At 64.7% G+C, this 25,075-nt stretch carries 22 protein-coding genes and 1 tRNA gene; 12 read left to right on the forward strand and 11 right to left on the reverse strand.

From position 1 onward, the window contains the following. Window positions 1-20 precede the first annotated feature (20 nt). Both BRAGE_RS0112885 and BRAGE_RS0112890 read left to right on the forward strand, forming a co-directional pair. Window positions 21-596 (forward strand): MerR family transcriptional regulator, encoded by a 576-nt coding sequence (locus tag BRAGE_RS0112885; RefSeq protein WP_027559560.1) that lies wholly within the window; start codon window positions 21-23, stop codon window positions 594-596. Between the two features lie 125 nt (window positions 597-721). Continuing rightward, a tRNA-Pro gene (locus tag BRAGE_RS0112890) sits at window positions 722-799 on the forward strand. A gap of 398 nt (window positions 800-1,197) precedes the next feature. On the opposite strand, the gene BRAGE_RS0112900 is transcribed toward BRAGE_RS0112890, so the two are convergent. Further along, entirely contained in the window at window positions 1,198-1,830 is a 633-nt protein-coding gene (locus BRAGE_RS0112900) for a TetR/AcrR family transcriptional regulator (RefSeq protein WP_027559558.1), read from the reverse strand. Between the two features lie 123 nt (window positions 1,831-1,953). On the opposite strand from BRAGE_RS0112900, the gene BRAGE_RS0112905 reads away from it, so the two are divergent. Next, window positions 1,954-2,928 carry an alpha/beta fold hydrolase gene (locus BRAGE_RS0112905; protein WP_027559557.1) on the forward strand — a complete coding sequence of 325 codons (975 nt, stop codon included), beginning with the start codon at window positions 1,954-1,956 and terminating at the stop codon, window positions 2,926-2,928. Between the two features lie 119 nt (window positions 2,929-3,047). Here BRAGE_RS0112905 and BRAGE_RS0112910 read toward each other — a convergent pair whose 3' ends face one another. Then, entirely contained in the window at window positions 3,048-3,287 is a 240-nt protein-coding gene (locus BRAGE_RS0112910; protein ID WP_027559556.1) for a hypothetical protein, read from the reverse strand. 456 nt (window positions 3,288-3,743) lie between these two features. Here BRAGE_RS0112910 and BRAGE_RS0112915 point away from each other — a divergent pair, with 456 nt between their 5' ends. Both BRAGE_RS0112915 and BRAGE_RS0112920 read left to right on the forward strand, forming a co-directional pair. Beyond that, window positions 3,744-4,715: an SDR family NAD(P)-dependent oxidoreductase gene (locus BRAGE_RS0112915; RefSeq protein WP_027559555.1), complete on the forward strand. Its 972-nt coding sequence runs from the start codon at window positions 3,744-3,746 to the stop codon at window positions 4,713-4,715. A gap of 274 nt (window positions 4,716-4,989) precedes the next feature. Then, complete coding sequence (locus tag BRAGE_RS0112920) at window positions 4,990-6,099, forward strand: alpha/beta hydrolase family protein (RefSeq protein WP_027559554.1); 1,110 nt, start codon at window positions 4,990-4,992, stop codon at window positions 6,097-6,099. A gap of 116 nt (window positions 6,100-6,215) precedes the next feature. On the opposite strand, the gene BRAGE_RS0112925 is transcribed toward BRAGE_RS0112920, so the two are convergent. Further along, entirely contained in the window at window positions 6,216-6,722 is a 507-nt protein-coding gene (locus tag BRAGE_RS0112925) for a MarR family winged helix-turn-helix transcriptional regulator (protein ID WP_027559553.1), read from the reverse strand. 405 nt (window positions 6,723-7,127) lie between these two features. On the opposite strand from BRAGE_RS0112925, the gene BRAGE_RS0112930 reads away from it, so the two are divergent. Next, entirely contained in the window at window positions 7,128-8,684 is a 1,557-nt protein-coding gene (locus tag BRAGE_RS0112930) for a porin (protein ID WP_027559552.1), read from the forward strand. A 341-nt stretch (window positions 8,685-9,025) separates the two neighbouring features. On the opposite strand, the gene BRAGE_RS0112935 is transcribed toward BRAGE_RS0112930, so the two are convergent. The 3 genes from BRAGE_RS0112935 to BRAGE_RS0112945 form a co-directional block, all read right to left on the reverse strand. After that, complete coding sequence (locus BRAGE_RS0112935) at window positions 9,026-9,505, reverse strand: GcrA family cell cycle regulator (protein WP_027559551.1); 480 nt, start codon at window positions 9,503-9,505, stop codon at window positions 9,026-9,028. A gap of 72 nt (window positions 9,506-9,577) precedes the next feature. Next, a complete protein-coding gene (locus tag BRAGE_RS0112940) occupies window positions 9,578-9,775 on the reverse strand; it encodes a hypothetical protein (RefSeq protein ID WP_007603456.1) in 198 nt (65 codons plus the stop codon). Window positions 9,776-9,974: 199 nt separating this feature from the next. Further along, window positions 9,975-10,916, reverse strand: coding sequence for an acetamidase/formamidase family protein (locus BRAGE_RS0112945; protein WP_027559550.1), 942 nt, complete (start codon window positions 10,914-10,916; stop codon window positions 9,975-9,977). A 233-nt stretch (window positions 10,917-11,149) separates the two neighbouring features. Here BRAGE_RS0112945 and BRAGE_RS0112950 point away from each other — a divergent pair, with 233 nt between their 5' ends. From BRAGE_RS0112950 to BRAGE_RS0112965, 4 genes are all read left to right on the forward strand, one after another. Next, on the forward strand, window positions 11,150-11,866 hold the full coding sequence (locus tag BRAGE_RS0112950; protein WP_231164040.1) for a YdcF family protein: 717 nt from the start codon (window positions 11,150-11,152) through the stop codon (window positions 11,864-11,866). A gap of 61 nt (window positions 11,867-11,927) precedes the next feature. After that, window positions 11,928-12,710, forward strand: a complete 783-nt coding sequence (locus BRAGE_RS0112955) for a DUF169 domain-containing protein (RefSeq protein ID WP_027559548.1) — start codon at window positions 11,928-11,930, stop codon at window positions 12,708-12,710. A gap of 9 nt (window positions 12,711-12,719) precedes the next feature. Beyond that, a complete protein-coding gene (locus tag BRAGE_RS0112960; protein WP_027559547.1) occupies window positions 12,720-13,898 on the forward strand; it encodes a saccharopine dehydrogenase family protein in 1,179 nt (392 codons plus the stop codon). Between the two features lie 29 nt (window positions 13,899-13,927). Next, entirely contained in the window at window positions 13,928-15,103 is a 1,176-nt protein-coding gene (locus tag BRAGE_RS0112965; protein ID WP_027559546.1) for a saccharopine dehydrogenase family protein, read from the forward strand. A gap of 134 nt (window positions 15,104-15,237) precedes the next feature. Here BRAGE_RS0112965 and BRAGE_RS0112970 read toward each other — a convergent pair whose 3' ends face one another. Beyond that, window positions 15,238-16,434, reverse strand: coding sequence for an FAD-dependent monooxygenase (locus tag BRAGE_RS0112970; RefSeq protein WP_027559545.1), 1,197 nt, complete (start codon window positions 16,432-16,434; stop codon window positions 15,238-15,240). A 147-nt stretch (window positions 16,435-16,581) separates the two neighbouring features. Between BRAGE_RS0112970 and BRAGE_RS0112975 the strand changes: the two genes are divergently transcribed. Further along, window positions 16,582-17,058 carry a MarR family transcriptional regulator gene (locus BRAGE_RS0112975; RefSeq protein ID WP_051378454.1) on the forward strand — a complete coding sequence of 159 codons (477 nt, stop codon included), beginning with the start codon at window positions 16,582-16,584 and terminating at the stop codon, window positions 17,056-17,058. On the opposite strand, the gene BRAGE_RS0112980 is transcribed toward BRAGE_RS0112975, so the two are convergent. The 3 genes from BRAGE_RS0112980 to BRAGE_RS0112995 form a co-directional block, all read right to left on the reverse strand. Then, entirely contained in the window at window positions 17,027-18,283 is a 1,257-nt protein-coding gene (locus BRAGE_RS0112980) for an O-antigen ligase family protein (protein ID WP_027559543.1), read from the reverse strand. The genes BRAGE_RS0112975 and BRAGE_RS0112980 overlap by 32 nt on opposite strands. A gap of 158 nt (window positions 18,284-18,441) precedes the next feature. Then, complete coding sequence (locus BRAGE_RS0112990) at window positions 18,442-19,989, reverse strand: undecaprenyl-phosphate glucose phosphotransferase (protein WP_027559542.1); 1,548 nt, start codon at window positions 19,987-19,989, stop codon at window positions 18,442-18,444. A 118-nt stretch (window positions 19,990-20,107) separates the two neighbouring features. Next, on the reverse strand, window positions 20,108-21,241 hold the full coding sequence (locus BRAGE_RS0112995; RefSeq protein WP_027559541.1) for a glycosyltransferase family 4 protein: 1,134 nt from the start codon (window positions 21,239-21,241) through the stop codon (window positions 20,108-20,110). A 200-nt stretch (window positions 21,242-21,441) separates the two neighbouring features. On the opposite strand from BRAGE_RS0112995, the gene BRAGE_RS0113000 reads away from it, so the two are divergent. Continuing rightward, window positions 21,442-23,730 carry a GumC family protein gene (locus BRAGE_RS0113000; protein ID WP_027559540.1) on the forward strand — a complete coding sequence of 763 codons (2,289 nt, stop codon included), beginning with the start codon at window positions 21,442-21,444 and terminating at the stop codon, window positions 23,728-23,730. A gap of 155 nt (window positions 23,731-23,885) precedes the next feature. On the opposite strand, the gene BRAGE_RS0113005 is transcribed toward BRAGE_RS0113000, so the two are convergent. Then, a complete protein-coding gene (locus BRAGE_RS0113005) occupies window positions 23,886-25,064 on the reverse strand; it encodes a GNAT family N-acetyltransferase (RefSeq protein WP_027559539.1) in 1,179 nt (392 codons plus the stop codon). Window positions 25,065-25,075: the final 11 nt, after the last annotated feature.

Genomic DNA, 25,075 nt, shown 5'->3' on the forward strand with positions numbered 1-25,075 from the left:
TCCGGATAAGGATTTGGCATTTGGACAAGGCGCCGGATGCGTTCCGAACCATCAGCGAAGTAGCGCAGGAACTCGACATTCCGCAGCACGTGCTGCGGTTCTGGGAGACCCGATTCTCCCAGATCAAGCCGATGAAGCGCAGCGGCGGCCGCCGCTACTACCGCCCCGACGACGTCGATCTGCTCAAGGGCATCCGCCGTCTGCTCTACGGCGAGGGTTACACCATCCGCGGCGTGCAGCGGATCCTGAAGGAGCATGGCGTCAAGTCGGTGCAGGGCCTCGCAGACGGTGCGGCTGCGGTCTCGTTCGGGGCCATCGAGGACGCCATCGGCCAGAGCCTGATGGAGCCGGACGACGAGGCTCCCATCACGGGCATCACTGACGCTGACGATGACGATTACCAGGGGGATGAGGAGGAGGGCATCGACTTCCGCTTCACGGAGGTCGATGACGAGGAAATCCTCACCACCTTCCGCAAGGGCGGCGCTGCCGCGCCGGCGGGCCCCAGCGCCGTCGACCGGGAGCGACTCGGGCGTGCGCTCGCCGACCTCGTCGCCTGCCGGGAGATGCTGGATCAGGCGCTGAAGGACGGCTGAGGCGCTTTTCGCCGGCTTTGCGGGCAGTTCCGGGAAGCTGGGCTCGGGGCCAATCAGATCGCGACACCAAAATGGTGTGACCTCGCCTTGCGCAACGCGGCGATCCTAGCTAATGGAACGGCATTCGGAGCGTGGCGCAGCCCGGTTAGCGCACTAGTCTGGGAGACTAGGGGTCGGAGGTTCAAATCCTCTCGCTCCGACCATTTTCTTCTCAAATGGACCAAAGCTTTGCGCGATCGCCGCGCTATGCTCGCACTGCTGCTCGGGCAGTGGCTTGCCATGGGCCCAGGTCCGGACGGCGAAGGCGAGCTGGCGCGGTCCCACCGCGTCCACGATGGACGCCTGCGCGCTTTCGAGGCGCTTGGCGAACCCGCTGGCGCTCAGGTCGAGCGTTGCGTCGGCGGCCAGCAGGGTCACCGACAGGAGCGAAATCGTTCCGGCGACGCTCATTGCCTTCCATTCTGGTGACTGCATTAGCTGACTTTCTCAGGTATTTTGTCGCTCGCCGGATAAGTGGGGCTTTTTCGCCAAGTTCAAGACCTCGACGAGGCTCGCGCACGCTTTCTTGAAGTGCGACAGATCTGTAACAGGGCGGCGCGTGCTAAGCGGATGGACGCAAGTAGCCCGCCACCATCCTTGTCGTCTCGTCGACCAGCACCTTCACCGTCTTATCGGACAGCATGTCGGCCTGGTGCAGCACCGTGTTGTGCGCCACCGCCTCGATCGCGCTGACGCAGATGAAGGTCGCCATATCGAGGTCGATCTTGCGCATCTCCTTGCGACGGCTTTCGAAATAGGCGCGCACGAGGGCGTGGACCTCGTGATTGAAGGCCTCGACTTCGGCCAGCCGCCCCGAGCGCGGGATCTGCTCGGCGAGGACGCGATGCAGGTTCGGATCGATGTGATGGGCCTCGATTGCGACCGTGACGAGCCGGCGCACCGCCTTCTCGACCGGCATCTCCGCGACCTCGACGAAGGCGGCGCGGACGATTTGCATGATCTCGTCGTTGTGACGGTCGATCACGGCAGCGACCAGCGCCTCCTTGCTCGGAAAATACTGGTAGAGCGAGCCGACGCTGACGCCAGCGATTTCGGCGATGCGGTTGGTGCTGGTCTTCTCGAAACCTTCGCGGACCAGAATGCGAGCGGTTGCCTCGATCAGCGCGTCGACGGTGGCGCGCGAGCGCGCTTGCGAGGCATTTTTCCGGGGTTTTGTCGGCGGCCTGCGCGCCATGGCGTCGAATCCAAATGCGAGTAGGAAAAACGAGCGATCACTCGCATTATAACGGCGAAGTGCGGCCTTCCGGCAAGCTGCTTTGTCGCCATATGGATGCTGAGCCAAGGCGGAGAACGGACCATGAGCGTTGCAAGACTTGTGTCGGCTTTGCAGTTTTGCCCCGGCGGTTGCATGTTCGGTGCGCAGGCGCCGCGCGATCCGGCGCCGAGTCTGCAAAGCCGCGCCTTCAACCTGCTGCTGCGGCAGCGCCCGTATAAGGAGCAGCTCGCGTCAGCCGAGGCGGTGCAGGCCCATGTGCAGAAGCTCGCGTTGCAGCCGGCCTCGTTCGAGCCGACGGGACTTGGCCGCGGCGTCGAGGCGACGCTGACCAAGATGGGCGGCTGGCCGGTCTACTACACGGCGCCGTCGTCGGGTCATGAGGGCTGCAACTTCGTCATGTTCCTGCATGGCGGCGGCTACATCAACGAGATCGTGCCGGCGCATTGGCGCTTCATCGGCCAGATGACGCGCAAGGCGCGCGTCGTCTGCGTCGTGCCGATCTATCCGCTGGCGCCGCGCGCCACGGCGAAGGACGTCGTGCCGGCGACGGCCGAGCTGCTGCGGATGCTGCTGGAGGATGCCGGGCCGGCAAAGGTCACGGTGGTCGGCAATTCGGCCGGCGCGGGCCTCGCGCTCGCCGCATGCCAATGGCTGCGCGATCGCGGCCATCGGCAGCCGAACCGGCTGATGCTGATCTCGCCTGCGGCCGAGGCCTCGGTCAGCCGCCCGGAGCAGACGGCGATCGCGGCGCGCGATCCGATCCAGGACATCCCGGGGATCGTCGAGGCCGCGCGCCTCTATGCCGGCGAGCTCGATGTCGGCCATCCCTTCGTCAGCCCGCTCAATGGCGCCTTCCGCGCGCTTGCGCCGATGACGATCTTTTCCGGCACGCGCGATCTGCTCTATCCCGACAGCGTCGATCTTGCGGAGCGGGCGAGGGCGGTGGGCGTGCCGGTCGAGCTGCATCTGCTCCGTGACCAGCCGCACAATTATGCGCTGATGCCGACGCCGGAAGGGCGGCAAGCGCGCGGGATCATTTTGCGAGCGGTGGCTTGAGGGAAAGGCGTGACCATTGTCACGCAAGGCGCCGCCTCGATGAGTCTGGCGCTGTATCCGCATAGAGGGACAAGGCAGCCCCCGGGCGTTTCCTCGGATGGACGTCGTTTTGCGGGCCCTTAGGCGTGGCCCTTGATCTCGTAATGGCCCGGCACGCATTTGTAGCGCTCGAGGCGCCAATTGGCGTGATAGATCGGATGTTCGCCCATCCATTTCGCCAAGGGGGCCTGTGCGCCGACCGCACACTGCATCATCGACATCTCGGGCGTCATGTTGCTGTCGGTCACGATTTCTTCGACGCAGCCGCCTGTGGCGGATGCACCAAGCCGGCAGAGCACGGCTACGACAGTCACGAACATTCCAGTCACCTCATCGGTAGTTTCTGACCACGAAGAGGATGCAAGCGGAGTGCCAGAGCCTGTGACGCAAACAACACGCTGGCCTAGCCGACTCGACCCAGCGTCCGGTTCCAGTGGGCGATTCGGATTGTAAAAAAATTGCCCTTAAACCGAAGCCGGACAAATACGGGGAACCGGCGGGATCAATCGCCTGTGGCGGCCGCGCCACAGCGGCGGCCAGTGCCTCGATACGCTGTGCATCGCGTGGTCAGCCGGCAGCTGCGGGTCGTGCCGAGCTCGTCACGTCTCGGATTCGCGCGGAATAGTCCGCGCGTCGAAATAAGGCGCAATGTTTGATCGGCGCGCCGTGTCGATCCGCTTTTGCGCGCAGAAGCGGTGCTGCTACATTTTGCGCGCGCCGCTGTCGGTGGCGCGGCCACAAAGAAACAGACCGACAAGGGGAGGGATCGACGTCCCATGAAGGATTTTGCAGGAAAGATCGCCGTCATCACCGGCGGCGGCACGGGCATGGGACGCGAGCTCGCCCGGCAGCTCGTTGCCGAGGGCTGCAATGTCGCGATGTGCGACGTCTCGGAAGCGGCGATGGCCGAGACCAGGCGGCTCTGCGAGGTCGAGAAGCTGCCGCAGGGACTGCGCATCACGACGCATGTCGCCGACGTCGCGATCGAGGATCACCTCAAGCGTTTTCGCGACGAGCTCGCCGAGCAGCAGAAGACCGACAAGATCCATCTGTTGTTCAACAATGCCGGCATCGGTGGCGGCGGCAGTCTGTTCACCAACACGCGCGAGCAGTGGGAGCGTACCTTCAACATCTGCTGGGGCGGGGTCTATCTCGGCGTGCGCACTTTCCTGCCGATGCTGGTCGCCGCGGATGAGGCCCACATCGTCAACACCGCGAGCGTCAACGGTTTCTGGGCCTCGATCGGCATGAACCAGGCGCACACCGCCTACAGCTCGGCCAAGTTCGCGGTGAAGGGATTTACCGAGGCGCTGATCAACGACCTGCGCCTGCATGCACCGCACGTCAAATGCTCGGTGGTGATGCCCGGCCACATCGGCACCTCGATCGTTTCCAATTCACGCAAGGTGCAGAGCAGTGACGGCTCCGACCGCCTCAACGCCGACGAGGTCGCGCTGACCCGCAAGCGGATGGTTGTGGCCGGCGTGCCGGATGCCGACAGGATGTCGGATGAGGATATCCAGGCGGTGTTCGCCGAGCGCGCCCGCAGCTTCCTCGAGGATGCGCCGACGACCGCCGCGCAGGCCGCCAAGATCATTCTCGACGGGGTCAGGGCGGAGCGATGGCGGATTCTTGTGGGCGACGATGCAAAGCGTCTTGACGAGCGCGTGCGCGCCACGCCGGAGCAAGCCTATGACCGCGCCTTCTACGAAAGTTTCACGCAGGAGGTCGGCTGGCGTCTCGGCTGAACCTGCCTGCTGACGCCGTCAACGATGGCGCGCGGATGTATGTATGATGCGCGTCATGGCAAGAGGTGCGCCGATGATTTTACGTGCCACCTCCTGCCAATGTCCGGCGCCTTATGACGAATTGGAATGTCACGCATGCGACACCGCTGCCCATCAAGCATCGTTCAAGCGATGGTGATGTTAAACGGGTCTCATTCGGCGCACGGCGTCTTGGTCAGGGAACCAAAATAGTTTAGTGAATCAGGGGTAACGCGATGATAGAGCGTAGCTCCCGATGATACCCGCATGCCTCTCCGACGAATGGACCCTCTGCCCGGAGAGAGAGGACATCTCCGCTGAATTCACGCGGCTCCTCACCGCGGCCCAGGAGGGCGGCGCCACGATCGCAGAATGTCTGATGATCGCGCGCCAGCTCAAGCGGGGCGACGAGCAATCCTGGCATCGCGAGTGGAAGAAGCTCGCGCAAGTGAACCGTCAGCGTGCCGAAGCCGCCTTCACCGAAGGCCACATGGCGACGGCGCAGCGCAATTGGCTGCGTGCGCTGAACTACTATGGCGCAGCGGCGATGCCGCTGGACCAGGCCGACGAGCGGCGCTGGGTTGCGGTGCTCGCGATGCAGGAATGCGCTCGCCGCTATCTCACGGCGCGCAGCCCGTCCGGCGAGGTCGTGACGATACCCTGGATCGAGGATCATGCCTTGCAGGGCTACTTCCTGCCCGCGACGGCGGCAGGCGGGCGGGCTCCGACCGTGATCTGCATCGGCGAGCCCGGCCACCGCAAGGAGGAGTTCCTGTTCAAGCTCGCGCCGCATGCGCGCGAGCGCGGCTTCTCGATGCTGGCGCTGGATCTGTTCGGCGAGCAGCGCGACGATTATCTCGACGTGCTGTTGCGGCGGCGGGATCTCGAGAGCGCGATTCCGGGCGTCATGGACTATCTGGAGACCCGCCGCGACGTCGATTTCGACCGCGTTGCGATCGTCGCCGATGGCTGGGGCTCTTCCTTCGTGGCGCGCGCCGTGTTGCAGGAGCCGCGGCTTGCCGCCGCCGTCTGCGATGGCGGGCTGTGGGACCTGCACGAGCGCGCCTTTTTCGCCAGCCGGTTTGCCATGAGCGACGTCAGCATCGTCCCGGTGCCGCACGCGCCGCTGATGGCCTCCAGCGCCGATTGTCCGGTGCTGATCACGCTGGGCGAGGACGGCTGGCTCAAGGCCGATCGGGCCCGTCAGATCGTTCAGACCTCCCGGCTCGGCAGCTCGGATGTCATGCTCAAGGTGTTCACCGCGGCGGAGACCGGCGCAGCGCAAGCGCATGCGGATAATCCGAGTCTTGCCAACGAATACATCTTCGACTGGCTCGAATCGCGGCTCGGTGCCGCGCGCATCTAAAGCGCGATGAGATCAGGACGAATCGTCATCGCGCTTTAGGTAATTGTTTGAGCACGATCTTTTCGGAAAACCGCTGCGCACTTTTCCGGATCATGCTCTAGCGGCGGCGTCGCGCGTCAGAACTCGAGGCTGAGACGGACGCAAGCCTTCTCCAGGCGGGTCTTCAGCGTCGCTAGCTTGGCGGTGAACTCGGTGAGCTCGTTCTCGTCGAACTCCTGGAAGACGAATTCCTTGATGGTCTTGTACTGCTCGTTGAGGCTCGCCAGGTGCTTCTGCGTCTTCTCGGTCAGGGAGAGGCGGACCACCCTGGCGTCGGTCGGGGAGGGGCGACGGCGCAACAGGCCCTTCTTCTCGAGCAGCTTGGACTGGGTCGTGACGAAGGACGGATCGACGTGGAGCAGCTTGGAGACCACGTTGACCGGGATGCCGTCGTCCTTGTCGAGGTCGGAGATCGCCATCAGGATCAGCCATTGCGGGCCGCTGATGCCGAGCGTTCTGGCCCAGAACTGACGCAGTTCTTCCAGATACATGTTGATCGACGATATCTCCCAGGTGAAACGCCGGATGATATCGAGATTTCCGATGGAGCGCAGGCGCGCTCCTTCCTTCCTCGTTGCGGACACAGCGTCACTCCCGTGATCTGATTCTTCTGGGCTGGTGTCGTGGAAGGCCATAGTCCACGCAAGCCTGCTCTGACGCAAGTGCAGAGCAGGGTAATTTTGTCACTAAAATTACAAAGATGACCGACTCAGCAGATCGGTCGACCCTGGTGTTGCCCGCGGGGCACAGGTTTAATGAAACAACAAAGCTGAGCAGATAAACTATTTTGATTAGCGGAACGGCGCAGGCATATTGCTCCGTGACGGTGGGGGGTACTCGATCGTCCCGTTGCAGGTGGTTCGCTCACGTACCTCGCGTCGAATGCGGGTGTGTCCGAAAGCGCGAAGCGGCCGAGCGGATTTGAAGAGATGGGGATCTGGGGGGCCTCACGGTCCGGTCTCCGTAAAATGAGAACTTGGAGGTTTTAAATGAAAGTGGTGAAGAGCCTTTTGCTCGGCACTGCGGCGGGTCTGATCGCCGTCGGTGGAGCTCAGGCGGCTGATCTTCCGGTCAAGGCCAAGGCGGTCGAGTACGTGAAGGTCTGCTCGCTCTACGGCGCGGGTTTCTACTACATCCCGGGCAGCGACACCTGCATCAAGCTGGGCGGCTATCTGCGTGCCGAAGTCGCGCTGAATTCCGGCGGCAACTACAGCGCTTCCTACAACAACGTCTTCGCGGCCAACAACCGCCTGACGAACTACTACTCGATGCGCGCTCGTGAAGATCTCAACATCGACACGCGCACCGCGACCGAATACGGCGTGGTCCGCACCTATTTCGACGCGGTCTTCACCTGGACGACCGGCAACTATGTCGGCACCGGCTCGGGCACTGGCGGGACCCAGTACAGCGGCACGCTCGGCCTCAACGCGGCCGGCACCGGCCTCGTCGGTTCGACCGGCGGCGCCGTCAACGGCACCGACGGTGCGATCTCGGGCGGCGCGCTCGGCGTCTACTACGCCTTCATCCAGTTCGCCGGCTTCACTCTCGGTAAGGCCGTGTCGCAGTTCGACGCGCCCTGGATCAACTATCCCGGCAACAACTTCGACCAGCTGGTCGGCGGCAGCGGCACCACCAACGGCGTCGCCCAGATCACCTACACCGCTGATTTCGGTCAGGGCGTGACGGCTGCGTTCTCGGCGCAGGACCAGACGCAGGTCTTCCAGACCGCGATCTGGAACACCGCGGGCATGTCCACCACCGGCGTTCTCGGCGGTGCCTACGGCTCGAACACGCTCGGCGGCACCCGGTCTCCGGACCTCGTCGGCATGGTCCGCGTCGATCAGGCCTGGGGTCTGTTCCAGGCGTCGGTCGCCGCGCACGACAACCACGCCGCCTACTACGGTGCGAGCGAAATCACCGGTCACCCCGAAGACAAGTGGGGCTGGGCCGTTCAGCTCGCCTTGCAGATCAAGAACATCCCGACCGGCGCTGGCGACGTGATCAACATCTCGGGCGTCTACACCGACGGTGCGAGCCGCTACAACTTCCAGGAGCTGGCCGCGACCAGCTACTCGATGTTCGGCAGCTCGAACGCCGCCTATCAGAGCATCGGCTTTGCCGGCGTGTCTGACGCTGTGTTCGCTCCCGGCGGTGGCATGGAGCTGACCAAGACCTACGGCTTCCGTGGTGCCTACACCCACAACTGGAGCCCGTACTGGAACACGGCGCTGTACGGCGCGTGGGCTGCGGTCAACTACAGCGGCACGGCCAAGGGCCTGATCTGCGGCAGCGCCGCGTTCGCCACCCTGACCGGCACCTGCAACCCGGACTTCAACATCGGCCAGGTGGGTGTCATCACCCGCTGGACGCCGGTGAAGAACCTGACCTTCTCGGCCGACTTCACCTACAGCCATCTCGACCAGAAGTACTCGGGCACGATCACGACCGGTGCTCTGACGAGCGTCGCCAAGCCGGCGGCCACCTACGAGCTGAAGGACCAGGACACCTACAGCCTGCTGTTGCGCGCCCAGCGCAACTGGTAAGCTCAAGGTCTGTCTGATCTGACCTTAGCCCCGGCGGGACACCGCCGGGGCTTTTTTGCGAGAGGGGCCTTCTGGCAGGGACGGATTTCGGAAAATCCGGCAGCCTCTGCAGGCCACGAAGACGAGCCATGCGATTCGATCGTCTTCAAACTTATTTACTTACCTGACTTGATCAGCTATATTCTCTTCAGCCGATTACGAAAGTCACGGCTCTTAGCTTCACGCTAAGCCTCCAGAGACCTCCGGTGATGCCCCGCCGGAGGTTTTTCGTTTTTGGGGGGAAAGCGTTTTCGAGCGAAGTCGATACCGGTTCGCGTCAGGAAAACGCGCCAACCAACAAGCTAGCCGCGCATCACGCGGGCACGCGAATTCGGCCGGTAGGCGAGGCGGCTGTGGCCGGCGCAATAGGGCTGGCCGTCGGGCGCGGCGTTGCCGCAGAAGCAGAAATCTTCTTCGCCCGGCGACGAGATCGGCCAGCGGCAGCGATTCTCGGACAGCTCGAGCAGTGAGCAGCGATTGGTGTCATCGATCGGCCCGGCCATCACGGGCGCGCCGGTCTCGCCGTAGATCGTGGCAAGCATCTCGTATTGCAGCCGCGGTACGGCGCGGGTCGCGCGGGCCGGCGGCGCAAGGCTTCGCTCGAGCCTGCGGTCTTCGACCGCGCGGCTGCGCGTCAGATTGAGCCGGGACAGCTTGCCGATCACGGCATTGCGGCTGACGCCGATATCGGCCGCGATCTCGCGACAGGAGAGGCCGGCTTCGAAATGCTGCTTCAGAAGTTCAATTCGCTCGTCAGTCCAGGTAGGTGAGAGAACAGGCATTGTAACGGTCCCAGGTTGCAGATGTTGGCCATCCGCATCGCAAGATCCGTCCGCCTCGCGTCCGCTGCGCGCTCACGTCCTGCCATTGTCGCGAATCGACAAAAGCCCGTCCTTGATGGCGAGACGGATGCCTTCCTCGATCAATGTCCGCGCGACGCCGGGAACGCTGGTGCCATGGGTGCCCTGTCTCACCAGTTTCTCCAGGTAGGTGATGGTCGAGAGCGCCAAGGTTACGGGAATGCGGTCAGTCTCGGCTTTTTCGGTGGCCATGGCCGAACGCTAGCCTCTTACTCGGGTACATAAAAGTAACGATTAAGACTCTATTTAGGTTCAGGGGTGGAAGTCAAATGCAGGTTGAGTTCGTGGCTCAGCCCGTTGGAATCACACGTGAAATTTGGCGCGGCTCAGCGCGCCGCCCGGAAGGCAGGGCGGCGGCGTGGCGTCAGCAGGTCAGGGAAGGCGGTTTGGCTCAGCCGTGCGCGATCGCCTTTTCGATCATGCAATGGATGCCCTTGGCGCCATTGACGGTCTGGGTCACCCTGAGATCGGCCGCCAGGCTGCACAGCGTGTAGGCATCCTCGCGTGACAGGTTTCGCACCTCGCCGAGCAGCACGATCATGTCGCGTAGCGCGCGCACCGCGCACTGGTCGAGGTCGGGGTCCATCGCCATGGTGATGTAGTGCGTCGCCGTCTCGGCGCGGGGATAGTCGAACTTGAGATCCTTGCGCAGGGTCAGCCGAAAGCGGCCCCGGAGCCCGGTCTCGATCGCGGTGACGCAGACCTCGCCATCGCCCTGCACACCATGACCGTCGCCGCAGGAGAACAGCGCGCCCGGCACGAACACCGGCAGGTACAGTGTCGCCCCCGCACCAAGCTCCTTGTTGTCGAGATTGCCGCCCATCGCGCGCGGGACCAGCGAGGAGATGCGGCCCCAAGCCGGCGGCGGCGACACGCCCATCACGCCGAAGAACGGTTTGAGGGGCAGGTCGAGGCCCCACGGCATGCGGCCAACCATCCGCGTCTGGTCCAGCGGGATGTTGAGAACACGCGTCGCGTGGAAATCATCGGGCAGGGTGCCCGACAGCGGCTTGATCATGTTCCAGCCCCAGTCCTGCCGGAGCTGGACGTCGAGGATCTCGACCGCGAGCACGTCGCCGGGCTCGGCGCCCTCGACCGCGACCGGGCCGGTGAGGATGTGGCCGGGCAGCATGCGCTCGTTCTTGGCATGAACCTCGTGCATCTCCGGCGGAATGTGAAACTTGTTGCGGTCGGGCAGCACGTCCGGGCCGCCGCTGATGGTGTCGGCCGTCACCTCGTCGCCGCTCGCGATGGTGAGGACGGGCTTGAGGGCGGCTTCGAAGAAGCCCCAATGGCAGGTCTCGGGGCTTGAATGCAGGTGATGATGGGTCATTTGTCGCGTCCGTCCGGTTTCATCAGAGCTCGTCATGAGAACCTGATAAGCCCGGGCTTGACCCGGCGATCGATCCTCTTTCAAGAAGATTTTCTGAAGAAGGATGGGCCGGTCAAGTCCGGCATGATCATTCCAGCGAGGCTCCCCTGTATTTCGTCCTTTCCAAGACGCTCGGCACCGCGCTGCTGCCGATCAATCTGCTGATCGAGCTCGGAATCCTGTCGCTGCTGCTGATGGTGACGCGCTTTGCATCGCTCGGCCGCAAGCTGGCCGTGACCACGCTGGTCCTGCTGGCGTTGGTTGCATTTTCGCCACTCGGCAATCTCCTGATGTACCCGCTGGAATCGCGGTTTCCGGCGTGGGACTCCTCGCGCGGCGCGCCCGACGGCATCATCGTGCTCGGCGGCTCCGTCGATTCCGACTTGTCGGCGGCGCACCGCACGCCGGTGGTCTCGCACGCCGCCGATCGCTTCTTTGCGCCGGCCGAGCTCGCGCGCCGTTATCCGAATGCGCGCGTCGTCTTCACCGGAGGCTCGGCGAACCTGATCTCGACCGAGGCCAAGGAAGCCGACTATTCCGCGCCGATCCTGGAAAGCCTGGGCATCGCGAAGGAGCGGCTGATCCTCGAGCGCGAGTCCCGCAACACCTGGGAGAACGCGATCTTCACGAAGCAGCTGGTGATGCCGAAGCCGGGCGAACGGTGGCTCCTGGTCACCTCGGCCTTCCACATGCCGCGCGCGATGGGGACCTTCCGCAAGGCCGGATTTGACGTCGAGGCCTATCCCGTCGACTGGCGGATGGGCGGGCGCGACGCGCTTTTCGCCTTCACCCGCAACGGCGCGGAGGGCCTCAGCAAGACCGACGTCGCCATGCGCGAATGGATCGGCCTTGTGGCGTACCGCATCACGGGACGGACCGGCGAGTTGCTTCCGGGACCGGGCAAGGACTAGAACGGGGGCTGCAAAACAAGAACACAGCACCGGCGCGCGATCGCCGGCCCCGGAGGATGCCATGCAGCAGCAGAGCGCAGACAGGATCGATCTTGCCGGCCTCGTCGCCGATCTCAATAGCCTGTTGCGACTGAAGACGACGGTGATCGGCATGAAGCTGTTCGCGCAAGCCGCGGAGATGGAGGCGATCCCGAAAATCCGGCGGCCGAACGCGATCCATACCACCGACCAGATCGTTAGCATGGCCGCGCGTCTGGGCTGGACCGTCGGCATCACCGGCGACGATCTGGTCGGCGCACAGTGCCGTGCGGTGATCGGCCTCGCGCCACAGGACGAAAAATGGCTCGCCGGCGAAAACTATGTCGGCGTATGGCACGGCACGGCCGAAGATGCGCGCAAGCGCCAGGAGGCGCTGGACGTCGTGCCGTTCGGGCACTACCAGGCGCTCGCGGTCAGTCCGCTCCAGAGCGGCCGGCTCGATCCGCCCGACATCTGCCTCGTCTACGCGACACCCGGGCAGATGATCATCCTGATCAACGGCCTGCAGTATACCGGCTACAAGAAGTTCGAATGGGGCGTGGTCGGCGAGACCGCTTGCGCGGATTCCTGGGGCAGGGCGCTCAAGACCGGCGAGCCCAGCCTGTCCTTGCCATGCTATGCCGAACGGCGCTATGGCGGCGTGCCGGACGAGGAGATGCTGATGGCCTTGAAGCCCTCCCATCTCGCCAAGGCGATCGAGGGGATGAAGGCGCTGGCGAAGAACGGCCTGCGCTATCCGATCCCGCCCTATGGTATTCAAAGCGACGTCCGTGCCGGCATGGGCGTGAGTTACGCGAAAAAGTAAGGGACGACCATGAGCTCTCAGGAATTCGACATCGTCGTCTACGGTGCGACCGGTTTCACCGGCCAGCTCGTCGCCGAATACTTGGCGGCACATTACAAGGACGACAAGGCGCTCAAATGGGCGATGGCAGGCCGTAGCCTCGACAAGCTGAAAACGGTGCGCGATGCGATAGGCGCGCCCGCGGATACGCCGCTGATCGTCGCCGATGCGTCGGATGCCGCCTCGCTGAAGGCGATGGTGGCGCAGACGAGGTCGGTCGTCACGACGGTCGGTCCGTATCAATTCTATGGCGAGGACCTGCTCGCGGCCTGCGTTGCTGGCGGCACGGATTATTTCGATCTGTGCGGCGAGCCGGTCTGGATGCGGCAGATGATCGACAAGTACGAGGCGGCGGCGAAGCAGAGCGGCGCACGCATCGTGTTCTCGTGCGGCTTCGATTCCGTGCCGTTCGAGCTCGGCGCGTTCTTCGTGCAGGACGAGGCCAAACGCGCGTTCGGCGCTCCCGCCGCGCGCGTGAAGGGGCGCGTGCGCGACATGCGCGGTACGCTCTCGGGCGGAACGGCGGCGAGCGCGAAGGCGACCTTCGATGCGGTCGCAAAGGATATCAGCCTCGTTGCGATCCTGAACGATCCGTTCGCGCTGACGCCGGGCTTCACCGGTCCGAAACAGCCGAAGGGCAACAGGGCGCTGCTCGAGGAGGATCTGCAATCCTGGGCCGCGCCGTTCATGATGGCGCTGATCAACACGCGCAACGTCCATCGCTCCAACATGCTGATGGGCTTCCCCTACGGCCAGGACTTCGTCTACGACGAGATGGTCCTGACCGGTCCCGGCGAAAAAGGCGAGGCCAACGCGAAACGTGTGATGGCGGCCAACGCCGAGAAGACCGGCCCGAACGCGCCCAAGCCGGGCGAGGGGCCGTCGAAGGAAGAGCGGGAGAACGGTCTGTTCAACCTGCTCTATGTCGCGATCGCGCCGGACGGTCGCATGGTGCGTGCCGGCGTCACCGGCGACCGCGATCCCGGCTACGGCTCGACCTCGAAGATGATCTCCGAATGCGCGATCTGCATGCTGCGTGATGCGACTGATGTCGCCGCCGGCTTCTGGACGCCGGGCGCAGCGATGCAGCACAAGCTGATCAAGCGGCTGCAGGACCACGCGGGGCTGACGTTCAGGGTGGAAGCCTAGACCCCACGGTCCTGCAGAAGGCGTGATCTGTGTCAGCGAAGTTCGACATCGTCGTCTACGGTGCAACCGGTTACACCGGCCAGCTCGTCGCCGAGTATCTCGCCGCGCACTATGTCGGTGAAGGCTCGCCGAGCTGGGCGCTCGCCGGGCGCAGCAGGGACAAGCTCGCCTCCGTTCTCGATGCGATCGGAGCCCCCGCGGACACGCCCCTCATCGTTGCCGATGCCGCTGATCCCGCGTCGCTGCGGGCGATGGTCGATCAAGCGAGGCTGGTCGTCACCACGGTCGGCCCGTACCAGCTTTACGGATCCGATCTGCTTGCGGCCTGTGTCGCTGATGGCACCGACTACATGGATCTCTGCGGCGAGCCGATCTGGCTGAAGCAGATGATCGACAGGCATGAGGCGGCCGCCAAGGCGAGCGGTGCGCGCATCATCTTCTCCTGCGGCTTCGATTCCGTGCCGTTCGAGCTCGGGGCGTTCTTCGTGCAGGAGGAAGCCAGGCGCGTGTTCGGAGCGCCAGTGCCGCGCGTCAAGGGGCGCGTCCGCGACCTCAGCTGGAAGTTCTCAGGCGGCACCTCGGCGAGCGCGAGGGTGACCTTCGAAGCAGTCGCGCAGGATCTCAGCCTGGTGTCGATCCTCAAGGACCCCTTCGCATTCACGCCTGGCATCGAGGGGCCGAAACAGCCGCGCGGCAACAGGCCTGTTTTCGAGGAGGACCTGCAATCGTGGTCCGCCCCGTTCGCGATGGCGACGCTGAATACGCGCAACGTCCACCGCTCCAACATGCTGATGGGATTCCCGTATGGCAGGGATTTCGTCTACGACGAGATGGTGCTGACGGGAGCGGGGGAAGAAGGGCAGGCCAACGCCAAGCGCGTCATGGCCGCCAACAGCGAAAAGACAGGTCCTGAAGCGCTCAAGCCCGGCGAGGGCCCCACGAAGGAAGAGCGCGACAACGGTCACTACGACCTGCTTTATGTCGCGATTGCGCCCGACGGCCGTCAGGTTCGCGCGGCGGTGAAGGGCGATCTCGATCCCGGCTATGCGTCGACCGCGAAGATCGTCTCCGAATGCGCGATCTGCCTGTTGCGCGACACGCCTGACGTGCCGGCTGGTCTCTGGACGCCGGGCGCAGCGATGCAACACAAGCTGATCGGGCGGCTGGTCGAGAACGCTGGGCTGAGGTTTGAGGTGGAGAGTTAATTCAGCTCTCGTAGGGTCGGCAAAGGCGCAACGCGCCGTGCCCACCATCTCTCTGCGGTTTCGCTTCGCAAATGGTGGGCACGCTGCGCTTTGCCCACCCTACGGCAGTGTGTCGCTACTACGGCAGTGTCCCGCTACGCCGCCCGCGCGTCATACGCGTACATGAAATCCATGCTCTTGGCGCCCAGCGGCAGCAGCCACTTCATCATCTGATTGCGCATCCACGCGCCGGTGGCGCTGAACTCGCGCTTGCTGTTGCCGTTGCGGCGGGCCATGGCAACGATCTTCTCCGCGCGGGGGCGGCGCTCGGCCTCGAAGGCCTGGAAGGTGGTGCCGAGCTCCTGGCCGTCCTGCATCAGGCGTGCGAGCCTCATCGCATCCTCAAGCGCGAGCGAGGCGCCCTGGCCGGCATGGGGGCTGGTCGCATGCGCGGCGTCGCCGATCAGCAGCGAGCGCTTGCGCGACCAGGTCGGCAGGGTCGCGACGTCGAGCGTATCGGTGACCACGATATTTTCGGCGGCTTCGATGATGTCGGGGATCGGATTGTGCCAGCCGCGGTGGAAGCCGCGCAGATGCTGCTTCAGCGTCGCCTGGTCGAGCGCGCGGAACATCGCGGCATCCATGCCGTGGGCGGGCTGCGTGCTCCACCACATCACGCCGTCGGTCGGATCCGGGCTGCAATAGCCGTAGCCGAAGAACCCGCTCTGGCCGAACGTCGTCTCGACGTGCCGGCCGATCGGCCGGCCGTCGAGCACGGCGTGCGGCACGAAGCCGCCAAAGCCGATCAGGCCGGTGTTGAACGGCTGCGGTCCGTCCGGCACCACCTGGCGCCGGGTGATGGAATGCACGCCGTCGGCGCCGATCAGGAAGTCGCCTTCGGCTGTGGTGCCGTCAGCGAAATAGGCAATGATCGGCTGGTCGCCGCGATCCTCGATCTTGATCAGACGCTTTTCGAAATAGAGCGAGACGCAAGCGCACCAGGCCTTGTCGATCAATATCTCGTTCAGCGTAGCGCGGCAGACATTGACCGCCGGCTGGCCGAAGCGCCGTTCCATGTCGCGATTGATCGAGCCGAGCCGCTCGCCGCCTTGCGAGTAGAAGTCGAAGGACTCCGCGACCGAGCCGCGGCCGATCAGCTCGCCCGCAAGGCCGATCTCGTCCATGACTTGCATGCCGTTCGGCGCGATCTGAAGCCCGCCGCCGATGCCTTTCGAATAGGGCCATGCCTCGTAGATCGCGGATTCGATGCCGGCGCGGCGAAGCAGGATCGCCGCGACTGGCCCGGCGATGCCGGCGCCGATGATCAGGGCCTTGCGTGGAGGGCTGGACATGGCTTGCTCCCGACGTTTCCGTGGTGCTAGGAGGAATTAAGGTTGCTAAATCTCTTAGTGACTAAGATATATATCGACTAAGATACGAGGCCAGCCTTGTCAAGGACGAAAGCGCGCGTGGCATTGTTGCAGGAGCTCGAGGAGGCAATGCGCAGGTCGTCCGCGCAGGGCGTGCTCTATGGCCAGACCGTTGCGAACGTTGCCGGAATTGCCAATTCCGACCTCGAATGCATGGACATCCTGTATCTGGAGGGCCGCGTCACCGCAGGCCGGCTCGCCGAGGTCACCGGCCTGACCACGGGCGCGATCACCGGTGTGGTCGACCGACTCGAGAAGGCCGGCCTGGTGCGCCGCGAGCGCGACGAGAAAGATCGGCGCAAGGTCTTCATTTCGGTCGTGCCGGAGAAGGCGATGAAAATCGGCCAGCTCTACGTGCCGATGCAGCAGGCGATGGAAAAGGTATTTGGCGCCTATTCCGATGAGGAACTGCGGCTGCTGCTGCGCTTCGCGACCGAGGGTTACAAGGGCGTGCTGGCGGCGACCGAGGCGCTGAAGGGCCTGCTCGACACGCCGCCGGAGAAGCGTCCTGATCTCAAGCTGAAGAAGCTTCGTCCGAAACCTTGATCTTGTAGGCCTGCGCAGCGGCGATCATGCCCCACATCGCGCCCAGCATCATCCAGAAGTGCCGCCAGTGGTCGGTGTCGATCACGAAGCTCTCGCCGACGGTGCCGACGAAGGCAGAGAAGATCGCAAGATAAGCGCGCTGCCAGGGCACGCGGACGAAGACGTTTCGGAAGCCCATGATCACGGTGGTGAAGACCAGCGCGGGATAGCACACGCCGGAGAGCCAGCCGCCCGACATGAAGGCGTTGAGATAGGAGTTGTGGGTGTCCTCGGGAAAGAAGCGGTGGAATTGCAGCGGGCCGATGCCGAGCGGCAGGTCGAGTGCCATCTCCGCGCCGAGGATGTGCCTGCCGAACCGGCCGAAGCGGCCTTCGTCATAGCTCTGGTCGAAGCTGGCGCGCTGCTTGAACATCTCGGCGGTGGAATCGAATGACAGCAGGACCGCGATCAGCGCGAGGCTCAGCACGGCGGCGACGATCGCCATGACGACGATGCGCGAGCGCTGCGCATTGGTGCGGCTGGTCAGGACCATCAGCGCCAGCATGAAGGCGGAGGTCAGCACCAACCCGCCCCAAGCGGCGCGGGAGAAGGCGAGCAGGATCGCCAGCGACATGATGCCGAAGGCGATGACGTTCCGGAGCGCTTTGGCCAGCTTGTCGGAGACCACGCTCTGGAGCGCGAACAGCGCCGGCAGGATCAGGAAGGCGCCGAGCACGTTCGGGTCCTTGAACGTGCCGCGCGCGCGTCCGTAGAGGGTGAGGAGATCGTCGCCGCCCGGAACCAGGTGGAAATAGCCGGCGATCGCCGCGAGCGAGGCAACCATCGCGCCGACCACGAGGCCGCGCAGCAGCATGTCGAGCCGGGCGGCGGTGTCCTCTGAGGTGATCATCGCAAAGAACACCACGGTGACTGCCATGTACCAGGAGGTCGCGATCCAGCTCACCACCTCGCTCTGCTCGAACAGCGGGATCGCGCTGATGGTGTAGCCGACATTGAGCAGGACCAGCATCAGCACCAGCGGTATCAGCACGAGCTTCAGCCGCAAACCGGTGGCGAAGAAGGCGACGGTGGCAAGCAGCGTCGCGATTTCGTAGGGGCTCGGTTCGATGAAGACGATCGCGCCGGAGGCGCCGACCAGCCACACCAGCGCACGCTGGAGCGCCAGCACGCCAGGCGCAGCCGGCCCGGCTACGTTCACTCCACCGGCTGTCGCCGCATACGCCATCACACGCTCATACGCTTACGCAACTGGTACGCCACAAACACCGCTGTCATCGCCCGGCTCGACCGGGCGATCCAGTATTCCGCGGCAGCGAGGTTCAGCCCCGGCGTCTCGGCGTACTGGATGCCCCGCCTTCGCGGGGCATGACAGAGCAACTCAACTCAATACGCGTTCTCGTTCTTGGTCAGCAGCGAGATCGGCGTCTTCAGCAGAATGTAGAGGTCGAACAGCACCGACCAGTTCTCGATGTAATAGAGGTCGAACTCGACGCGCTTCTGGATCTTCTCTTCGTTGTCGATCTCGCCGCGCCAGCCGTTGATCTGGGCCCAGCCGGTGATGCCAGGCTTGACGCGGTGACGGGCGAAATAGCCGTCGACGGCTTCGTCGAACAGGCGGCTCTGGAGCTTGCCCTGCACCGCATGGGGGCGCGGGCCGACCAGGGAGAGATTGCCGGAGAACACCACGTTGAAGAGCTGCGGCAGCTCGTCGAGGCTGGTCTTGCGGATGAAGCGGCCGACGCGGGTGACGCGCGGGTCGTTCTTGGTGACGACCTTCGAGGCGGTTGGGTCGGCCTGATGATGGTACATCGAGCGGAACTTGTAGACGTCGATGCGTTCGTTGTTGAAGCCGAAGCGCTTCTGGCGGAACAGCACCGGGCCGGGGCTGTCGAGCTTCACCGCCAGCGTCACCAGTCCCATCACCGGCAGCGCCGCGAGCAGCGCAAGGCCGCCGACAACGCGGTCGAACAGCCACTTCATCACCAAATCCCAGTCGGTGATCGGCGCCTCGAACACGTCCAGCGTCGGCACCTCGCCGAGATAGGAATAGGAGCGGGGCCGGAAACGCAGCTTGTTGGTGTGCGCGGAGAGGCGGATGTCGACCGGCAGAACCCAGAGCTTCTTCAGCATCTCCAGGATGCGGGTCTCGGCCGAGATCGGCAGCGCGAACAGCACGAGATCGACGCGGGTGCGACGCGCGAACTCGACGATGTCGTCGACCTTGCCGAGCTTGCGGGCGCCGGCGCAGGTGTCGAGCGCGCGGCTGTCGTTGCGGTCGTCGAACACGCCGAGCACGTGGATGTCCGAGTCTTCCTGCGCGTTCAGCGCCTCGACCAGCTCCTCGCCGTTGCGGTCGGAGCCGACGATGATGGTGCGGCGGTCGAGGCGACCCTGACGGGCCCAGTTGCGCACCAGCGAGCGCAGCACGAGGCGTTCGCCGATCAGCACGCCAAGTCCGAGAAAGAAGAAGGCGGCGAGCCAGAGCCGCGACGTGTCGCTGCCGAATTTGGCGAAGAAGGAGACGCCGATGAACAGCAGGAAGACGAACGACCAGGACGAGATCATCCGCGTCATCTGCCGCAGATGGCCGCGGAACAGCTGCACCTGGTACATGTCGGCAGCCTGGAAGCAGACCACGGCGGCCACCGCGACGGCAACGATCTGCGCAGGATAGACCCAGCTGAAGCCGGACAGCGGCATGACATAGCCGACATAGAGTGCGGCGCCGACGAGGCTCAGCAGCGTGAAGTCGGCCGCGCGCACGAAGCCTGTGATCACGATCGGCGAATAGGCGCGAGCGACCTTCTGGTTGACGACATCGAGCGCGGCCGGCGAAAGCCGGCGGCGTCGTTCGACGAAGGGTTTATCAACCGGGACGGCCGCGGCGCTGGTCGCGGCATCGAGCATCGAGCGTGCGTTGAGCGGTTCCACGGGCGTCCACGTCCATTCCAAAGACCCGCGGGCAGCGACTTTGCGCCCCGGGTGAGCATCCCCTGGCACGTCGATTATCGAACAAATCGGAAGATTTTCTAAAGCGACCCGAACAATGTTAATGATTGGCAAATGCGTCGCGATAGCCCGCGAGCACGCCATCGACCATCGCCTGCTGCGAGAAATGCGCGGAGATGCGCTCGCGCAGAGAGGATGCACGCTGTGCGGTTCCTTGTGGATCGTCCAGCGCGGCTGCAATTGCTTCCGCCATCGCTTCGGCATTGCTCGGCGCGAACAGCGCCGGACTGTCGGCACCAAAGATCTCGGGGATGCCGCCGACCCGGGCGGCGATCATGGGAATGCCGGCCGCTCCCGCTTCGATCACGACATAAGGCATGGAATCGCCGCGCGAAGGCACCACCAGCAGCCGGCCCTTGGAGAAGCCGTAGCGCGCTTTGACGTGGCCGATGAAACGAATGGCACCGGCGAGGCCGAGCTTCTCGACCTGCGCTTTCAAGGTCGCCGTTTCCTCGCCATCGCCACCGAGCGTCAGCGTCACCTTCCTGCCGCCTGCATGCAGGCGCGCCACCGCATCGACCAGCAGATCTGCGCCCTTGATGTGCCTGAACTCGCCGACATAGGCGAGATCGGTGGCATCCTCCGCGGTGATAACAGGCTCGAACTCCTCCGACGTCACGCCGTTGAAGACGCAGTGCACCACGCCCTTGGGCGTGCCGACGATGCGCTGATAGGTGTTGCGGGCAAAGGCGCTCTCGAACAGGAACAGGTCCGTCGCATCCATCAGCGTGCGTTCCAGGCGTGCGTAGAATTCGCCCTTGAACGTGTGGAGAGGGTAATGCAGCGAGCCGCCATGCGGGGTGTAGATGCGAATGGTGTCGTCGGAGCGCCGCCGCATCCGGACGAAGGCGCCGGCCTTGGCGCCGTGACCGTGCATGACGTCGGGCTTGAGGCCGGCGATCAGGCGGCGCATCCGCAGCCACACCAGGAAATCATCCGGAGAAGGTTCGCGGCGGATTGCGAGCCGATGCACGCCGAGCTTGAGCCGCGGCGCGAGCTCGACAAGTGCCTTCTCGGCGCGCTCGCCGCCGGTGAGACTGTCGGCGAGAATGCCGACATGATGGCCGCGGTCAACCTGCCCGTTGGCGAGGTCGAGGATGTGGCGGAAGATGCCGCCGACGGGCGCGCGTACGGCGTGGAGGATGCGGAGCGGCCGGTCGGAAGAGGGGGGCATGATCAGAACCAGCGCTCGAAGGCGATGCTCGAACAATTCTCGAAATATCGAGATGGATTAAGAGCCCTCGTGGTTAACAAACGGTGTCGGGTGCAAGTCCGCCGGTCGCTGTGCGGCGCGATTAACCCAGCGGCAACCTTAATGGAGTGTAATCGCCGTGGTTGAGGTAGAGTCGCAGCATTGCCCTGCGGGAGTGTTCGATGCGTTTAGCGTTCTGGCGTGCCGGCAAGGACAAGGCTGTGATCGAGCGGGCTGTTTCGAAGCCCAAGACCGAACCTAAGGCTGGACCCAAGGAAGCCGAAGCCGCATCCGAGGTTGAAGCCACCAGGGTCGAAGCAAAGCCTGCGCCTGTTGCTCCTAAGCAGGCGCCCGTGGAATCCGGTGACATCGACCTGCACGCGCTTGGCGCGGCGCTGGCGCGCAAGCGCGGCTGGATCATCGTGCCGACGGTGCTCGCGCTCGTCGCCTCCATTGCCGCCGTCAATCTCGTCACGCCGCGCTACAAATCCGAGGCGCGCATCCTGATCGACGGCCGCGAGAACGTGTTCCTGCGGCCGAACAGCGACCGCACCGAGGAGCGGCAGGCGCTCGACGCCGAAGCCGTCACCAGCCAGGTGCAGCTCGTGCTGTCGCGCGAACTCGCGCGCGAGATCATCAAGAAGAACAAGCTTGCGGAGCGGCCCGAATTCGATCCGGTGCTTCAAGGCATTTCGCCGCTGAAGTCACTGGCCGCGCTGGTCGGCATCGGCCGCGATCCGTTCTCGATGACGCCGGAAGAGCGCGTCCTCGACGCCTATTACGAGCGCCTGCAAGCCTATGCCGTCGACAAGTCGCGCGTCATCGTGGTCGAATTCCAGTCCGCCGATCCCGACCTTGCCGCGCGCGTCGCCAACTCGATCGCCGACGGCTATCTGGTGCTGCAGCAGGATGCGCGCCAGGATCAAGCCAAGAACGCGAGCCAGTGGTACGGCAGCAGGATCGACGAGCTGCGGCGGAACGTCGCCGAGGCCGAAGCCAAGGCCGAGGATTTCCGCTCCAAGTCGAGCCTGTTCGTCGGCACCAACAACACCACGCTGTCGAACCAGCAGATGGGCGAGGTCAACACCCAGCTCAACAATGCGCGCGCATTGAAGGCCGATGCCGAGGCCAAGGCGCGGCTGATCCGCGAGATGCTCCAGAGCGGCAAGCCGATCGAGGCCTCCGAGGTGCTGAACTCGGAATCGATTCGTGGGCCATCCCAGCAGCGCGTAGCCCTGCGGGCGCAATTGGCGGAGCAATCCTCGACGCTGCTCGGCAATCATCCGCGCATCAAGGAGCTGAAGGCGCAGCTTGCCGATCTCGACAACCAGATCCGCGACGAGGCCGCCAAGATCGCCCGCTCGCTGGAAAACGACGCGCGCTTCGCCAGCGGTCGGGTGCAGGAATTGTCGGCGAGCCTGGAGCAGCTCAAGAAGCAGGCGACCTCGACCAACGGTCAGGACGTACAGCTGCGTGCGCTCGAGCGCGAAGCCAAGGCGCAGCGCGACCTGCTCGAGACCTATCTCGCCAAATACCGCGAGGCCAACACCCGCGAGACCATCGACACCGCGCCGACTGACGGACGCATCATCTCGCGTGCCATCGTCTCGAACACGCCGGCCTATCCGAAGAAGCTGCCGATCGTGCTGATCGCGACGATCGCGACCTTGCTGCTGTCGTCCGGCGTCGTCGTCACCGGCGAGCTGCTGCGCCAGACCGCGCCGCGCGCAGTGGCGGCGGTCGTCCCGGCACCGACGCCGGTGCGCCAGGAGCGGGTGGTCGAGCCGGTCGTCGAACCGCTCGTCGATCCGGTCATGGCGGAGCCCGCGCCGCTCCAGCCGGAGATCACGGCCGATGCCGATGTCAGCGAGTTCGCCGAGATCGAGCATCTGGCGGAGCGCCTGAGCGCGGCTGGTGCTGCGGCCAAGAAAGTCACGGTGCTCGGCACCGCCTCGGGCGAAGCCATCACGCTGTCGACGTTGACGCTCGCCCGGCATCTGGCGCGCGACGCGCGGGTCGTCGTGGTCGATCTCGCCGGGGCGTCGCTGACCATCGCCGCCGTGTCCGTCGATACCACGGCACCTGGCCTTGCCGAGCTGATGCAGGGTGAAGCCTCGTTCGCGCAGGTCATCACCCGCGACAAGCTCTCGCGGCTGCACCTGGTCATGGCCGGCCGTCCCGGCTTCGACCGCAGCCTGCTGCAATCGCCGCGGGTGACGCTCGCGGTCGACGCGCTACTCCGTGCCTATGACCACGTGCTGCTCGACGCCGGTAGCGCTTCGGACCTGCCTGCGGAGCTGCTGACGGCGCATGCCCGCGCCGTCGTGGTGCCCGATGCGTCGATGGCGCAGGATGCGCGCACGCTGATGTGCGAGCAACTGAGGGGCGTCGGCTTCAGCGAGGTGACGATGCTGACTAGGCCGGTGCAGCCGTCAAACGCACCGGAAGCCCCGCGCGTCGTGGCGGCGTGACGTTCTTATCCTCTCCCCTTGTGGGAGAGGGTGGCTTCGCGAAAGCGAAGCCGGGTGAGGGGTTTCTCTCCTCACGAACAGTCTAGCGGGCGGAGAGATACCCCTCATCCGGCGCTTCGCGCCACCTTCTCCCCCAAGGGGAGAAGGGAAGAGAACTACCCGAACGCCTGCCGCAGCCGCCGGGCCAAATCAAACAGCATCTGGTTCTGCTTCACCAGCCGCTTGCCGCGGCTCAGCGAGGACATCGCCATCGCCGCGAGTTTTCCGCGCGAGGTCAGGGGAACGAAGCTGTCGAAGATGTCCTCATCGTCCTTGCAGAACATGCGCTTGTAGTCGTCCGAGCCGATGCCGAGATCGAGCGAACGGTAGCCGCGCTCGCCGTAGCGGTCGATGATGTAGCGCATCAGGATCAGCCCGGGGCTGTAGCGGGCGTGCTCGGACATCGTGTAGGTGTTGAACATCATCGAGAAGCGCTGGCCGTCGGCGACGCCGGCGAAGATCGCGATCACCTCGTCGTCGCATTCGAGCGCGTGGATGTCGATGACGCGGCCGTCGCCGCGCGGGGCGAGGCACGCGCTGCGGATGAACGCTTCGACGCCGGGCTCGGCGAAGACATTGGGCAGCTTCTGCTCGGCCATCCGCGCCGGCTTGACGCGGAAGAACCAGTCGAGCAGGCGGGTGACGTCCGCGTCCGTGGTGGCAAGGTGATAGCGATAGCCCGCGAGCGCCTGGAGCTTCTTCTCCTTGCTCTTGAGACGGCGGCGGAAGGAGTTGCTGATCCGCGAGGTGGGCGGACCGCCGGGCTCCATCACCAGCAGCGGGCAGCCGTTGATTGCGCTCTGCCGCGGCAGAGCCGCAAACGGGTTCTGCTGGTCGTTCCAGCGCAGCGGCTGCTGCGTCAGCGAGAGCACATCGACATGCTCGCGCAGCGGCGCAAGCAGCGCGTCGAGGTCGGCGACGGTGGCCTGCACGGCAAATTCGGCGTTCCACAGGCCCATGTTGAACGTCGTATGCTTGCCGCCCATGAAGCAGGCCGTGCGCAAGCCGTGCCCCTGACGCAGCGAGAGCGGCAGCAGCAGCAGCGGCTGGCGATCGGCGTCGCGGGCAATGACGATGAAGGGGCGCGAGTCCTCGCAGCCGGCCAGGCGCTGCCACGGGCCCAGCAGGTCGAAGCGCTGATAGGGCGTGAAGAGGTGGCCGCTCTCCTCGAACGCGCGCCAGGCTATCTCGGCCTCGGCGAGATCGGTGACGATTTCGACATGCGCGATACGGCTCGCTTTCGACCGCGCTGGCGCTTCTGCCGTCCGGCTTTGCATCGCCGCAGCCATGGTCATTCGCGAAACCT

It is taken from the genome of Bradyrhizobium genosp. SA-4 str. CB756 (assembly GCF_000473125.1).
GTDB classification, from domain to species: domain Bacteria; phylum Pseudomonadota; class Alphaproteobacteria; order Rhizobiales; family Xanthobacteraceae; genus Bradyrhizobium; species Bradyrhizobium arachidis.

What these genes read in the sequence shown, in the direction of transcription:
- BRAGE_RS0113005 (WP_027559539.1), bottom strand. Translation starts at nt 25,064, where the DNA reads ATGACCATGGCTGCGGCGATGCAAAGCCGGACGGCAGAAGCGCCAGCG.
- BRAGE_RS0112955 (WP_027559548.1), top strand. Translation starts at nt 11,928, where the DNA reads ATGCAGCAGCAGAGCGCAGACAGGATCGATCTTGCCGGCCTCGTCGCC.
- BRAGE_RS0112905 (WP_027559557.1), top strand. Translation starts at nt 1,954, where the DNA reads ATGAGCGTTGCAAGACTTGTGTCGGCTTTGCAGTTTTGCCCCGGCGGT.
- BRAGE_RS0113000 (WP_027559540.1), top strand. Translation starts at nt 21,442, where the DNA reads ATGCGTTTAGCGTTCTGGCGTGCCGGCAAGGACAAGGCTGTGATCGAG.
- BRAGE_RS0112960 (WP_027559547.1), top strand. Translation starts at nt 12,720, where the DNA reads ATGAGCTCTCAGGAATTCGACATCGTCGTCTACGGTGCGACCGGTTTC.
- BRAGE_RS0112915 (WP_027559555.1), top strand. Translation starts at nt 3,744, where the DNA reads ATGAAGGATTTTGCAGGAAAGATCGCCGTCATCACCGGCGGCGGCACG.
- BRAGE_RS0112975 (WP_051378454.1), top strand. Translation starts at nt 16,582, where the DNA reads ATGCGCAGGTCGTCCGCGCAGGGCGTGCTCTATGGCCAGACCGTTGCG.
- BRAGE_RS0112930 (WP_027559552.1), top strand. Translation starts at nt 7,128, where the DNA reads ATGAAAGTGGTGAAGAGCCTTTTGCTCGGCACTGCGGCGGGTCTGATC.
- BRAGE_RS0112945 (WP_027559550.1), bottom strand. Translation starts at nt 10,916, where the DNA reads ATGACCCATCATCACCTGCATTCAAGCCCCGAGACCTGCCATTGGGGC.
- BRAGE_RS0112980 (WP_027559543.1), bottom strand. Translation starts at nt 18,283, where the DNA reads ATGGCGTATGCGGCGACAGCCGGTGGAGTGAACGTAGCCGGGCCGGCT.
- BRAGE_RS0112935 (WP_027559551.1), bottom strand. Translation starts at nt 9,505, where the DNA reads ATGCCTGTTCTCTCACCTACCTGGACTGACGAGCGAATTGAACTTCTG.
- BRAGE_RS0112940 (WP_007603456.1), bottom strand. Translation starts at nt 9,775, where the DNA reads ATGGCCACCGAAAAAGCCGAGACTGACCGCATTCCCGTAACCTTGGCG.
- BRAGE_RS0112900 (WP_027559558.1), bottom strand. Translation starts at nt 1,830, where the DNA reads ATGGCGCGCAGGCCGCCGACAAAACCCCGGAAAAATGCCTCGCAAGCG.
- BRAGE_RS0112950 (WP_231164040.1), top strand. Translation starts at nt 11,150, where the DNA reads ATGGTGACGCGCTTTGCATCGCTCGGCCGCAAGCTGGCCGTGACCACG.
- BRAGE_RS0112920 (WP_027559554.1), top strand. Translation starts at nt 4,990, where the DNA reads ATGATACCCGCATGCCTCTCCGACGAATGGACCCTCTGCCCGGAGAGA.
- BRAGE_RS0112995 (WP_027559541.1), bottom strand. Translation starts at nt 21,241, where the DNA reads ATGCCCCCCTCTTCCGACCGGCCGCTCCGCATCCTCCACGCCGTACGC.
- BRAGE_RS0112910 (WP_027559556.1), bottom strand. Translation starts at nt 3,287, where the DNA reads ATGTTCGTGACTGTCGTAGCCGTGCTCTGCCGGCTTGGTGCATCCGCC.
- BRAGE_RS0112970 (WP_027559545.1), bottom strand. Translation starts at nt 16,434, where the DNA reads ATGTCCAGCCCTCCACGCAAGGCCCTGATCATCGGCGCCGGCATCGCC.